Annotated in this window: 2 protein-coding genes; both read left to right on the top strand. The window is 76.8% G+C overall.

The annotated features are described in order from the left end of the window. Positions 1–149 precede the first annotated feature (149 nt). Positions 150–4,667, top strand: a complete 4,518-nt coding sequence (locus ACIQTO_RS37115) for a type I polyketide synthase (RefSeq protein ID WP_402397924.1) — start codon at positions 150–152, stop codon at positions 4,665–4,667. A gap of 19 nt (positions 4,668–4,686) precedes the next feature. Next, positions 4,687–14,475 (top strand): type I polyketide synthase (locus tag ACIQTO_RS37110; RefSeq protein WP_402397916.1); only part of this gene is annotated, 9,789 nt, incomplete at its 3' end.

Below are 14,475 nucleotides of genomic sequence, written 5' to 3'. Positions count from 1 at the left end.
ACGGCATGACGAAGGAAGACGAGCTGCTCAGGTACCTGCGCCAGGCCACGGCCGCGTTGCAGGACACGCGCCAGGAGCTGCGGGAGGTCCAGGAGAAGGCCCGCGAACCGATCGCGATCGTGGGCATGGCCTGCCGGCTGCCCGGCGGGATCGCCACCCCGGAGGAGCTGTGGCGCCTGGTCGCCACGGGCGGCGAGGGCCAGTCGGGCCTGCCGGCCGACCGGGGCTGGAACCTCGCGGCGCTGGGCGGCGACGGCGCGCGGCAGGCCGGATTCGTGCACGAGGCGGGCTGGTTCGACCCGGCGTTCTTCGGGATCTCGCCGCGCGAGGCGGTGGCGATGGACCCGCAGCAGCGGCTGTTCCTCGAAGCCTGCTGGGAGGCCTTCGAGTACGCCGGGGTGGACCCGGAGTCCCTGCGCGGCAGCCGGACCGGCGTGTTCGCCGGGATGATGTACCACGACTACCTGCCCGGGGCCGGCGAGGGCGGTGAGGCCTACCTGGGCACCGCCACGGCGGGCAGCGTGGTCTCCGGCCGGGTCGCCTACTCGTTCGGCCTGGAGGGGCCGGCGGTCACCGTCGACACGGCGTGCTCCTCGTCGCTGGTGACGCTGCACCTGGCCGTCCAGGCGCTGCGGTCCGGCGAGTGCGACCTGGCGCTGGCCGGCGGCGTGACCGTCATGGCCGCACCGGACGTGTTCGGCTCGCTGGGCGCCCAGCAGGGCGTGGCCGCCGACGGCCGCTGCAAGTCCTTCGCCGCCGCCGCCGACGGCATGGGCTGGGCCGAGGGAGCCGGCGTCCTGCTCGTCGAGCGGCTGTCGGACGCGCGCCGCCACGGGCACGAGGTGCTCGCGGTGGTGCGGGGCAGCGCGGTCAACCAGGACGGCGCGTCCAGCGGGCTGACGGCACCCAACGGCCCGTCCCAGCAGCGGGTGATCCGGGAGGCGCTGGCCAACGCCGGGCTGACGCCGGCCGAGGTGGACGCGGTGGAGGCGCACGGGACCGGCACCCGGCTGGGTGACCCGATCGAGGCGCAGGCGCTGCTGGCCACCTACGGCCGGGGCCGGCCCGAGGAGCGCCCGCTGCTGCTCGGCTCGGTCAAGTCCAACCTCGGGCACACCCAGGCCGCCGCGGGCGTCGCGGGTGTGATCAAGATGGTGCTGGCGATGCGGCACGGCGTCCTCCCGGCCACGCTGCACGTCGACGAGCCGACCCCGCTGGTGGACTGGGCGGCGGGCGGGGTGGAGCTGCTGACCGAGGCCCGGCCGTGGCCCGAGCTGGACCGGCCCCGCCGGGCGGGGGTGTCGTCGTTCGGCGTGAGCGGCACCAACGCGCACGTGGTCATCGAGCAGGGCGAGCCCGCCCCGGCATCGGACGGTCCCGCCGCCGGGCCGGACACCGTGCCGTGGCCGCTGTCGGCGCGGACCGCCGACGGCCTGCGGGCCCAGGCGCGCCGGCTGCGGGCGTTCACGGCCGCCCACCCGGACGCCGGTCCGGTGGACATCGCGCGCGGGCTGCTCGCCCGCACGGCCATGGAGTACCGGGCGGTGCTGCTCGGCGGGGACCACGAGACGTTCCTCGACGCGCTCGACGCGCTCGACGCGCTCGTGCCGGGCGATCCGGTCGGCGAGGGCCGGACGGCGTTCCTGTTCACGGGCCAGGGCGCGCAGCGGGTCGGGATGGGCGCGGGGTTGTACGCGGCGTTCCCGGTGTTCGCGGCGGCGTTCGACGCGGTGTGCGCGGAGTTCGACCTGCTGCTGGACCGGCCGGTCAAGGACGTGGTGTTCGAGGGCGCCGACGATCTGGACCGGACGGTGTGGGCGCAGGCCGGGTTGTTCGCGGTCGAGGTGGCGTCGTTCCGGCTGCTCGAATCCTGGGGTGTGGTGCCGGACTTCCTGCTGGGGCATTCGATCGGTGAGGTGGCGGCGGCGCACTGCGCGGGGGTGTTCTCGCTGGCGGACGCCTGCGCGTTGGTGGCGGCGCGGGGCCGGTTGATGCAGGCGTTGCCTGACGGTGGCGCGATGCTGGCGGTCGAGGCGTCCGAGGCCGAGGTGCGGGCGGAGATCGGCGACCGGTTGGACATCGCGGCCGTCAACGGCCCGGCTTCGGTGGTGGTGTCGGGCCCCGCCGGGGTGGTGGAGGAGTTCGCGGCCGACTGGACGGCCCGGGGCCGCAAGACCCACCGGCTGACGGTGTCGCACGCCTTCCACTCGGCGCTGATGGAGCCGATGCTGGCCGAATTCGCTTCTCTGATCCAGGGGTTGAGCTTCGCCGAGCCGCAGCTCCCGATCGTCTCCAACCTGACCGGGGCCGTCGCCGGGCCCGGCCTGCTGTCCACCCCGGACTACTGGGTGCGCCAGGTCCGCGAGGCGGTCCGCTTCGCCGACGGTGTCGCCACCCTGACCGACCACGGTGTGACCCGGTTCGTCGAGCCGGGCCCGGACGGGGTGCTGTCCGCGATGGCCCGACAGGCCGACGCCAAGGGCACCTTCGCGCCGCTGCTGCGCCGCGACCGGGCCGAGGCCGAGTCCGCCCTGGCCGCCCTCGGCGCGCTCTGGAGCGCCGGGACGACCGTGGACTGGCCGGCCGTGTTCGCCGACTGGGGCGGCCGCCGGCTTCTGCTGCCCCGGTACGCGTTCGACCGGCAGCACTACTGGTCGCGGCCGCCCGTCTCCCGCCACCAGGGCCGGGCGGGGGAGCGTTCCGACGCCTGGCGCTACAAGGTCGTGTGGAAGCCGGTGCCCACCGCGGCCGTGCCGCCGCTGCTGTCCGGCACCTGGCTGGCGGTGCTGCCCGCCGCTCCGCGGCCCTCCGAGGTGATGGAGGCCTGCCTGGCGGCGGTGGAGCGGGCGGGGGCATCCGTGGTCCGCACCACGACCGACCGGCTCGCCGAGGCCCTGTCCGAACTCGGCGCACCGGCCGGGGTGTTGTCCTTCGCCGGCGCGGCGCCGGCCGCCGACCCGGTCTCCGACGCCCTGGACCTGATCGACGCGGTCGCCGCGCTGGACCGGCGGGTGCCGGTCTGGTGGGTCACCTCGGGCGCGGTGACCGTGCGCGACGACGAGACCGTCCGGCCCGGGCACGCCCGGATCTGGGGCCTGGGCCGGGTGGTGGGCCTGGAACTGCCGGGCCTGTGGGGCGGGCTGGTGGACGTCTCCGGCCCGGCCGGGCCGGTGCTCGGCGACCGGATGGCGGAGGTGCTGTCCGGTACCGAGGACCAGGTCGCCGTCCGGGCCGGCGGGGCCTTCGCCCGTCGGCTGGTCGCGGCGGGCACCGCCCCGCTGGACGCCGCCGACCCGAACCCCGGCCCGCTGAACCCCGACCCGCTGAACCCCGCCGCTCCGGACCCGGTGTCGGCCGCGGTGACCGGCTCCGTCCTGGTGACCGGTGGCACGGGCGCGCTGGGCGCCGCCGTGGCGCGCCGGCTGGCCGGGCAGGGCGTCCCGCACCTGGTGCTGGTGTCCCGCCGGGGCATGTCGGCGCCCGGCGCCGCGGACCTCGTCACGGAGCTGGAGGAGCGGGGAGCGCGGGTCACCGTCGCCGCCTGCGACGCGGCCGACCGGGCCGGGATGGCCCGGGTGCTGGCCACCGTCCCGGCCGAGTTCCCGCTGGCGGGCGTCGTGCACGCGGCCGGCGTCGGGGAGCCGACACCGCTCGGCAGCACCGACCGCGCCGACTTCGCGGCGGTCGTCGACGGCAAGGCCGGGGGCGCGGCCTGCCTGGACGAGTTGCTCGGTGAGACCTCGCTCGACTTCTTCGTACTCTTCTCCTCCATCGCCGGTGTCTGGGGCAGCGGCGGTCAGTCGGCGTACGCGGTGGCGAACGCCGCGCTGGACGCGCTCGCCGTCGACCGCCGGGCCCGCGGGCTGGCGGCCACCTCCGTCGCCTGGGGCCCGTGGGCGGGTGACGGCATGGCCGGGGGCGTCGAGGCCGAGGAGTTCCTGCGCCGCCGGGGCCTGCGGGCGATGGCCCCCGAGGCGGCCCTGACGGCGATGGACACCGCGATCCGGGCCGGCGACGTGTGCGTGACGGTCGCCGACGTGGACTGGGCGGCGTTCGTGCCCGGGTTCACCGCCTACCACCCGCAGCCGTTGATCGAGGACATCCCCGAGGTGCGGCAGGTCCTGACCGGAGCCGGCGGCACGGACCCGCGGGACGGCGTCCGCCTGCGCGAGAGCCTCGCCGGGCTGTCCGCCGACGAAGGACTCGCCCTGCTGCTGGAGACCGTGCGGCAGCAGGCCGCGCTGGTCCTCGGCCACCGCGCCTCCGGAGCCGTGGCGCCCGACCGGGCCTTCCGCGACCTGGGATTCGACTCGCTCACCGCGGTCGAGCTGCGCGACCGGCTGACCGGGGCGACCGGGCTGGAGCTGCCCGCCACGCTGATCTTCGACCACCCCACCCCGAGGGCGCTGGCCGAACAGATCACGGCCGACCTGCTCGGCGACGACGCCGTGGACGCCGACGAGGCGGACCGGCTGCGCCGCGTCCTGCTCACCGTCCCGGTGTCCCGGCTGCGCGAGTCCGGACTGCTGGAGCCGCTGCTGCGGCTCGCCTCGCAGGAGTCCGTGCCCGCCGCCGAGGACGCCGCACCCGTGACCGCCATCGAGTCGATCGACGAGATGGACGGCGAAAGCCTGCTGAGGCTGGCCCTCGGCCACAGTGATTCCTGACCGGAGTACGGAGCTTGCGATGGCCTCTACCCAGGACTATGTCGAAGCGTTGCGAGCTTCCCTCAAGGAAACGGAGAAGCTTCGCGCCCGGAACCGTGAGCTGACCGCCGCTGCCGGCGAACCGGTCGCGATCGTGTCGATGGCGTGCCGCTACCCCGGCGGCGTCGCCTCACCGGACGACCTCTGGCAACTGGTCGCCCGGGCCGGCGACGCGATCGTGCCGTTCCCCGAGCAGCGCGGCTGGAGCGCGGACGGGCTCGGCAGCGACGCCGCCGCGAGCGACCTCGCCGCGCAGGGCGGCTTCCTGGACGGGGCCGAGCGGTTCGACGCGGCGTTCTTCGGGATCTCGCCGCGCGAGGCGCTGGCGATGGACCCCCAGCAGCGCCTGCTGCTGGAGGCCACCTGGGAGGCGTTCGAACGCGCCGGGATCGCGCCGGACACCGCGCGCGGCAGCCGGACCGGCGTCTTCGTCGGCGGCACCTCCTCCGGCTACGGCGTCGGCGCGACCGACGCCGACCAGGGGTACGCCCTGGTCGGCGGGGCGACCAGCGTGCTCTCCGGCCGGGTGTCGTACGTGTTCGGTCTGGAGGGGCCGGCGGTCACCGTCGACACGGCGTGCTCCTCGTCCCTGGTCGCGCTGCACCTGGCCGTCCAGGCCCTGCGGGCGGGCGAGTGCACCCTGGCGCTGGCCGGCGGGGTGACCGTCCTGACCAATGCGGAGGTCTTCCACGCCTTCAGCGAGCAGCAGGGCCTCGCCTCGGACGGGCGGTGCCGGTCCTTCGGCGCCGGCGCGGACGGCACCGGCTGGGGCGAGGGCGTCGGCATCCTGCTGCTGGAGCGGCTGTCAGACGCCCGCCGCCACGGGCACGAGGTGCTCGCCCTGGTCCGGGGCAGCGCGGTGAACCAGGACGGCGCCTCCAACGGCCTGACGGCACCCAACGGTCCGTCGCAGCGACGGGTGATCCGGCAGGCGCTCACCACGGCCGGGCTGTCGGCGTCCGAGGTGGACGCGGTGGAGGCGCACGGGACGGGGACCCGGCTGGGCGACCCGATCGAGGCGCAGGCACTGCTCGCGACGTACGGTCAGGACCGGCCCGCGGAACGGCCGCTGTGGCTCGGGTCGATCAAGTCGAACATCGGCCACACCCAGTCGGCGGCGGGCGTCGCCGGCATCATCAAGATGGTCATGGCGATGCGGCACGGCCTGCTGCCCGCCACCCTGCACGCGGACGAGCCGACGCCCCAGGTGAACTGGTCGGCCGGAGCGGTGGAGCTGCTCACCGAGGCCCGGCTCTGGCCCGGAACCGACCGGCCGCGCCGCGCGGCCGTGTCCTCGTTCGGGATCAGCGGGACGAACGCGCACGTGATCCTGGAGCAGGGCGACCCGTTGCCCACGCCGCCGGCGGCGACGGGCGCGCGTGCCGGGGCGGCGCTCTGGCCGGTGTCGGCCAACAGCCCGGCCGGGCTGCGCGGCCAGGCCACCCGCCTGGGCGCCCTCCTGCGCGACCCGGCGGGCGGGCCCGACCTGCTCGCGGTGGGGCACGCCCTCGCCACCACCCGGGCCGCGCTGGAGCATCGCGCGGTCGTGTCCGGTGACTCGGCGGCGGCCCTGGGCGAAGGACTGGCGGTGCTGGCCGAGGGACGGGCCGCCCAGGGTGTCGTCTCCGGTGAGGTGGCGGCGGGTCGGACGGCGTTCCTGTTCACGGGTCAGGGTGCGCAGCGGGCCGGGATGGGCGCGGGGTTGTACGCGGCGTTCCCGGTGTTCGCGGCGGCGTTCGACGCGGTGTGCGCGGAGCTGGATCCGCTGGTGGGTCGGTCGGTCAAGCAGACTGTCTTCGAGGGTACGGATCTCGACCGGACGGTGTGGGCGCAGGCGGGCCTGTTCGCGGTCGAGGTGGCGTCGTTCCGGCTGTTCGAATCCTGGGGTGTGGTACCGGACTTCGTGCTGGGACACTCGATCGGTGAGATCGCCGCCGCGCATGTGGCCGGGGTGTTCTCGCTGGCCGACGCGTGTGCGTTGGTGGCGGCGCGCGGCCGGTTGATGCAGGCGTTGCCCGACGGTGGGGCGATGCTGGCGGTGGAGGCGTCCGAGGCCGAGGTACGGGCGGAGATCGGCGGCCGGCTGGATGTCGCGGCGGTCAACGGCCCGACTGCGGTGGTGGTGTCGGGTCCGGCGGAGGTGGTGGAGGAGTTCGCGGCCGACTGGGCCGCGCGGGGCCGCAAGACCCACCGGCTGACGGTGTCGCATGCCTTCCACTCGGCGCTGATGGAGCCGATGCTGGCCGAATTCGCTGCTCTGATCAAGGGGTTGAGCTTCGCCGAGCCGCGCATTCCGATCGTCTCCAACCTGACCGGGGCGGTCGCCGGGCCCGGTCTGCTGTCGTCGCCGGAGTACTGGGTGCGTCAGGTCCGTGAGGCGGTCCGCTTCGCCGACGGCGTCGCCACCCTGAACGACCAGGGGGTGACCCGGTTCGCCGAGTTGGGCCCCGACGGCGTGCTGTGCGGGATGGCGCGGCACGCCGGTGCCGAGGGCAGGTTCGCGCCGGTGCTGCGCGCCGACCACGACGAGGTGCGCACCTTCCACACCGCGGTCGGCGCGCTCTGGACGGCGGGCGCCGCCGTCGACTGGTCCGCCGCCTTCGCCGGACGGGCCCCCGGGCGGGTCACGCTGCCGACCTACGCCTTCCAGCACCAGACCTTCTGGGCCCGGTCCGCGCCCGCCCCCGCCGTGGCCGCGGGCGAGGAGGGCACGGCCGAGAGCGGGTTCTGGTCGGCGGTCGAGCGCGAGGACGTGACGGCGCTGACCGACGCGCTCGGGGTGGACGCGGACCCGGGGGAGCTGCGGGCCGTGCTGCCCGCGCTGTCGTCCTTCCGCCGACGCCGCCGGGACGAGGCCGTGATCGACTCGTGGCGCTACCGGGTCCGGTGGAAGCCGCTCGCCGATGCGCCCGCCGATCCGCGCGCCGGTTCGCCCGCCGCCGGGCAGCTCACCGGCACCTGGCTGGTGGTCGTGCCCCCCGGTGACCCCGACCTCGACGAGGTCGTCCCCGGCGACGCCGACGCAGCACGGCTGCTGACGGCCGCCGGCGCCGAGGTCCTCGTCGTGGCGAGCCGGCCGGACGACACCCGCGCCGCCCTGACCGCCCGGCTGCGCGCGCTCACGGTGGCGCCGGCCGGTGTCGTCGCCGCCCTGTCCGGCCACCCGGAGCCGGTCCCGGCCGCGGTCGCGCTGATCCAGGCACTCGGCGACGCGGGCATCGACGCCCCGCTGTGGCTGCTCACCCGCGGCGGCGTCTCGACCGGCCGCTCCGACGGACCCGCCGACCCGGTGTCGGCGCAGCTCTGGGGCCTCGGCCGGGCCGCCGCCCTGGAGCTGCCGGAGCGCTGGGGCGGACTGGTCGACCTGCCGCCCTCCGACGACGCGGGGACGGCCACCCGGCTGGCCGCCGTCCTCGGCGGCACCGAGGACCAGGTCGCGATCCGGAGCGCGGGCGCGTACGTCCGCCGCCTGGTGCGCGCGCCGCGCCCGGACGCGGTGGCGCCGGCCGGCCAGCCCGCGGGCACCGTCCTGGTGACCGGCGGCACCGGCGCGCTCGGCGCCGAGGTCGCCCGCTGGCTCGCCCACCGGGGCACCCCCCACCTCGTGCTGACCGGCCGGCGCGGCGCGGCCGCCGAGGGCGTCGACGCGCTGGTGGCCGAACTGACCGGGCTCGGCACCCGGGTGACGGTCGCCGCCTGCGACGCCGCGGACCGGGCGGCGCTGGCCGCGGTGCTCGACGGGATCCCCGTGGACCTCCCGCTGACCGGCGTCGTGCACGCGGCCGGAGTCGGCCAGGCGACACCGCTGATGGACACCACCGTCGAGGAGATCGCCGCCGTGCTCGGCGGGAAGGCCGACGGCGCGGCACACCTCGACGCGCTGACCGCGGACCTGCCGCTGGACCTGTTCGTCGTGTTCTCGTCGATCTCGGCGACCTGGGGCAGCGGCGCCCAGGCCGTCTACGGCGCGGCCAACGCCTATCTGGAGGCCCTGGTCGAACGGCGCCGGGCCGCCGGGCGGGCCGCGCTGGCGGTCGCCTGGGGCCCGTGGGGGGAGGCGGGCATGGCCGTGCGGGGGGAGTCGGAGGACTTCCTGCGCCGTCGCGGGCTCGCCCTGCTCGACCCGGCGCTCGCGGTGCGGGCGCTCGCGCAGGCCGTCGCCGGCGGCGAGAGCTGTGTGGCCGTCGCGGACGTCCGCTGGGAGCGCTTCGCCCCGGTGTTCACGGCCGGCCGCCGCCGTCCGCTCATCGAGGACCTGCCCGAGGTCGTCCGCGCTCTGGAGGCACCGACCGCCGAGCCCTCGGACGGCACGTCCGGGCCGGCCGGAAGGCTGGCCGGGGAGCTGGCCGGGATGCCGCCGGCCGAGCAGGAGCGGCTGCTGCTCGACCTGGTCCGGCGGAGTGCGGCGGCGGTGCTCGGCCACCGCGAGGCGGGCGACATCCCACCCGACGTGCCCTTCAAGGGCCTCGGCTTCGACTCGCTGACCGCACTGGAGCTGCGCGACGCCCTGGCCGCCGGGACCGGTCTGCGGCTGTCCGCCACGCTGGTCTTCGACCACCCCACCCCGCGCGACCTGGCCGTCCGGCTGCGCGCCGACCTGCTCGGCAGCGGGCCCGTGGTCGAGACCGTCCGGGCCACCGCCGTCGACGAGCCGATCGCGATCGTCGCGATGAGCTGCCGGTACCCGGGCGGGGTCGAGACCCCCGAGCAGCTGTGGCGGCTGGTCGCCGACGAGGTCGACGCGGTCTCCGCGCTGCCCGGCGACCGCGGCTGGCCGCCGCTCGGTCCGGCCTCGGGCGGGGCCGGCGCGAGTTGGGCGGGCGGATTCGTCTCGGGCGCCGCGGACTTCGACCCCGCGCTGTTCGCGATCTCGCCGCGCGAGGCGCTGGCGATGGACCCCCAGCAACGGCTGCTGCTGGAGACGGTGTGGGAGGCGTTCGAGCGGGCGGGGGTGGACGCGCGCTCGGTCCGCGGCAGCCGTACGGGCGTGTTCATCGGTACCAGCGGCCAGGACTACGCGGCGCTGCTCACCGGCCCGTCCGACAGCGAGGGGCACCGCGGCACCGGCACGGCCGCCTCCGTGCTCTCCGGCCGGATCGCCTATGTGTTCGGGCTGGAGGGCCCGGCCATGACAGTGGACACGGCGTGCTCCTCGTCCCTGGTCGCCCTGCACGCCGCGGCCGAGGCGCTGCGCCGCGGCGAGTGCACGCTGGCACTGGCCGGCGGTACGACCGTGATGGCGACCCCGTCGGCGTTCGTGGAGTTCAGCCGTCAGCTGGGGCTCGCGGCCGACGGCCGGTGCAAGGCGTTCGCCGCCGCGGCGGACGGCACCGGCTGGGGCGAGGGCGTCGGCATCCTGCTGCTGGAGCGGCTGTCCGACGCGCGGCGGCACGGGCACCGGGTGCTCGGCGTGGTCCGCGGCAGCGCGGTGAACCAGGACGGTGCCTCGAACGGGCTGACCGCGCCGAACGGCCCGGCGCAGGAGCGGGTGATCCGGCAGGCGCTGGCCAACGCCGGGCTGTCGGCGTCGGAGGTGGACGCGGTCGAGGCGCACGGGACCGGCACCCGGCTGGGCGACCCGATCGAGGCGCGGGCCCTGCTGGCCACCTACGGACAGGACCGGACCGGGGAACCGCTCTGGCTGGGCTCGGTCAAGTCCAACATCGGGCACACCCAGGCGGCCGCCGGGATCGCCGGGATCATCAAGATGGTCATGGCGATGCGGCAGGGGGTGCTCCCGGCGACCCTGCACGTGGACGAGCCGACCCCGCACGTCGACTGGTCGGCCGGCGCGGTCGAGCTGCTGACCTCGGCCCGGTCGTGGCCGGACACCGACCGGCCGCGCCGCACCGGCGTCTCCTCGTTCGGGATGAGCGGCACCAACGTCCACGTCATCATCGAACAGGGCGAACCGGCCCCGGCCGTGGTCGGCGGTCCGGTGGCCGGCCCGGTGCCGTGGCCGCTGTCCGGGCTGACCCCGGCGGCGCTGCGGGCCCAGGCCGCGCGGCTCGGCGAGCACCTGACGGCGCGTCCCGAGGACGGCCGCTCCGAGGACGGCCGCTCCGAGGTGGCCCGGGCGCTGTCCGGCCGGACGGCGCTGCCGCACCGCGCGCTGGTCACCGGTGCCGACCGTACGGAGCAGCTCCGGGAGCTGGCGGCGCTGGCGGCCGGCGAGCCCGGCGCGGGGGTGGTCTCCGGCGCGGCCGCCGAGGGCCGGACGGTGTTTCTGTTCACCGGTCAGGGGGCCCAGCGGCTCGGGATGGGACGCGGGTTGTACGAGGCGTTCCCGGTGTTCGCGCGGGCCTTCGACGCGGTCTGCGCGGAGCTGGACCTGCGGCTGGACCGGCCGCTCCGGGACGTGGTCTTCGGGGACGCGGTGTTCGGGGACGCGGTGCTCGACGGCGCCGACGACCTCGACCGGACGGTGTGGGCGCAGGCCGGGCTGTTCGCGGTCGAGGTCGCCGCCTTCCGGCTGGTGGAGTCCTGGGGCGTGACGCCGGACTACCTGCTGGGGCACTCGATCGGTGAGGTGGCGGCGGCGCACTGCGCGGGCGTGTTCTCGCTGGCCGACGCCTGCGCCCTGGTGGCGGCGCGCGGCCGGCTGATGCAGGCGCTGCCCGCCGGGGGCGCGATGCTCGCCGTCGAGGCCACCGAGGCCGAGGCGATCGCGGTGGCGGCCGGCCGGGCCGAGGTCGCGGCCGTCAACGGCCCGGCCTCGGTGGTGCTCTCCGGGGCGGCCGGGGTCATCGACGAGCTGGCCGGGCGGTGGACGGCCGAGGGCCGTCGGACCCGCCGGCTGACCGTCTCGCACGCCTTCCACTCGGCCCTGATGGAGCCGATGCTGGCCGAATTCGCGACGGTCCTGGAGGGGTTGGCCTTCGCGGACCCGCGCGTCCCGCTGCTGTCCACCGTGACCGGGGCGCTCGCCGGGCCCGGGCTGGTGTCCGAGGCCGGCTACTGGGTGCGCCAGGTCCGCGAGGCCGTCCGGTTCGCCGACGCCGTCGCCCGGGCGGGTGAGCACGGCGCGACCCGGTTCCTGGAGCTGGGCCCCGACGGCGTGCTGTGCGGGGCGGCCCAGCAGTCCCTCCCGGACGCCGTGTTCGCCCCGCTCCAGCGGGCGGGCCGAGGCGACCTGGCGTCGCTGTGGCTCGGGCTCGGCCGGCTGTGGGTGGCCGGCGCCGCGGTCGACTGGGCGGCCGCCCTGCCGGCCGGCCCGCGGGCGGAACTGCCCACCTACGCGTTCCAGCGCGAACGGTACTGGCCGCGGCCGGTGGCCGGCGCGGGCGATGTGGCGGCCCTCGGGCAGACCCCGGCCGGTCACCCGCTGCTGGGCGCCGTGGTGGCGCTGGCCGGGGACGAGGGCGCGGTGCTGACCGGACGGCTCTCCACGGCCACCCATCCGTGGCTGGCCGACCATGTCGTGCTGGGCCGGACCCTGGTCCCGGGGACGGCACTGGTCGAACTGGCCCTGCGGGCCGGCGAACAGGTCGGCCGCCCGGTCCTGGACGAGCTGGTGGTGCGGTCCCCGCTCGCGCTCCCCGAGCGGGGCGAGGTGCAGCTGCGGGTCCGGGTGGCCGCCCCCGGCGCGGGCGGTGACTGCCGTGTGGAGATCCACGCCAGGCCCGGCACGGACGACCGGACGCCCTGGACGTGCCACGCCACCGGCCTGCTGACCGAGGCGCGGCCGGCGGAGCCGTTCGACCTGGCGGCCTGGCCGCCGGCGGCCGCCGAGCCGGTGCCGCTGGACGGGTTCTACGACACGCTGGCGGACCGCGGGTACGGCTACGGGCCGGTGTTCCGCGGCCTGCGGGCGGCCTGGCGGGACGCCGAGGCGGTGTACGCCGAGGTCGCCCTGCCGCCGGAGGCCGTCGCCGACGCGGACGGGTTCGGCCTGCACCCGGCGCTGCTGGACGCGGCGCTGCACGCGGTCGGGCTGTCCGGCGGGTCGGACACCGGGGCGGCCGCCCTGCCGTTCGCCTGGACCGGCGTCCGGGTGGAGGCGGTGGGCGCGTCCGTGCTGCGGGCGAGGATCACCCGGAGCACCGACGGTTTCTCGCTGCGCCTGGCCGACGGCACCGGCAGCCCGGTGGCCACCGTGCGGTCGCTGGTGCTGCGCGAGGTGTCGCCGGAGGCGCTGGGCGCCGCGACGGACCCCGGAGCGGACGCGCTGTTCGCGGTGGAGTGGCGGCCCGCGCCGCCGGCGGCCGCCGGGCCGGAGCCGGACGTCACCGGCTGGGTGGCGGTCGGCGACGCCCCGGAGGGCGGCGCGGCGCGCCGGCACGCCGACCTGGCGGGCCTGATCGGCGCGTTGGACGCGGGGGCGGCGGTGCCCCCGGTGACGGTGCTGGCCGTGGGCCGCGCGGCCGCCGGTGCCGAGGGCGTGCACCGGGTGACGGCCCGGGTCCTCGGCGAGGTGCGGGCGTGGCTGGCCGAGGAGCGGTTCGCCGACTCCCGGCTGGTGGTGCTGACCCGCGGCGCGACCCCGGCCGCGTCCGTCACGGGCGGTGACGCGGCGCTCGCCGGGGCCGCCGTGTGGGGCCTGATCCGATCGGCGCAGACCGAGAACCCGGACCGGATCGTGCTGGTGGACGCCGACCCGGCGGGCGGCGCCGCCGAGCCGTGGGCCGGGTGGCCCGCGCTGGTGGGCGGCGAGGAGTCCCAGCTCGCGGTCCGCGGCGGCGAGGCGTGGGTGCCGCGCCTGGTGCGGGAGGCCACCGCCGGCCGGCTGAGCCTGCCGGAGTCGGCGGGCGCGTGGCGGCTGGGCGTCGCGGGGGAGGGCGCCGGGCTGGCGGACGTGGCGCTGGTGCCCGCGCCGGACGCCGACGAGCCGCTGAAGGCGGGCGAGGTACGGGTCGCGGTGCGCTCGGCGGGGGTCAACTTCCGCGATGTGCTGATCGGTCTGGGCATGTACCCGGACCGGACGGCCGCGATGGGGTCCGAGGCCGCGGGCATCGTGCTGGAGGTCGGCCCGGAGGTGACCGGTCTCGCCCCGGGCGACCGTGTCTTCGGCTTCTTCGCCGGTGGCGTGGGTGTCCGGGCCGTCACCGACCGGCGGCTGCTGGCCCCCGTTCCGGCGGGCTGGTCGTTCGCGCAGGCCGCGTCGGTGCCGCTGGTGTTCGCGACCGCCTACTACGGACTGCGCGACCTGGCCGACGCCCGCCCCGGTGAGTCCGTGCTGGTGCACGCCGCGGCCGGCGGGGTCGGCATGGCGGCCGTCCAACTCGCCCGCCACCTCGGGCTGGAGGTGTTCGGAACCGCCGGGCCGGGCAAGTGGCGGACCCTGCGGGAGCTGGGGCTGGACGAGGCGCACATCGCCTCGTCACGCGATCTCGACTTCGAGGACCGGTTCCGCACCGCGACCGGCGGGCGCGGCGTGGACCTGGTGCTGAACTCGCTGGCCGGCGAGTTCACCGACGCCTCGCTGCGGCTGCTGGCCGAGGGCGGGCGCTTCCTGGAGATGGGCAAGACGGACGTCCGGCAGCCGGCCGACGCCTGGTACCGGGCGTTCGACCTGGCCGAGGCCGGCCCGGACCGGATGGGCGGGATCCTGCGCGAGGTCATCGCGCTGTTCGAGGCCGGTGCGCTGCGGATGCTGCCGATCACCGCCTGGGACGTCCGGGACGCGATCGGCGCGTTCCGGTACGTCAGCCAGGCCCGGCACGTGGGCAAGAACGTGCTGACGCTGCCGGTGTCGTTGGATCCGGCGGGGACGGTGTTGGTCACGGGTGGGACGGGGACGTTGGGTGGGTTGGTGGCCCGGCATCTGGTG

The sequence above is a fragment of the Kitasatospora sp. NPDC091207 genome (genome assembly GCF_044768625.1).
In the GTDB taxonomy this organism is placed as follows: Bacteria; Actinomycetota; Actinomycetes; order Streptomycetales; family Streptomycetaceae; genus Kitasatospora.
This window is presented reverse-complemented; position numbering and strand designations above follow the sequence as displayed.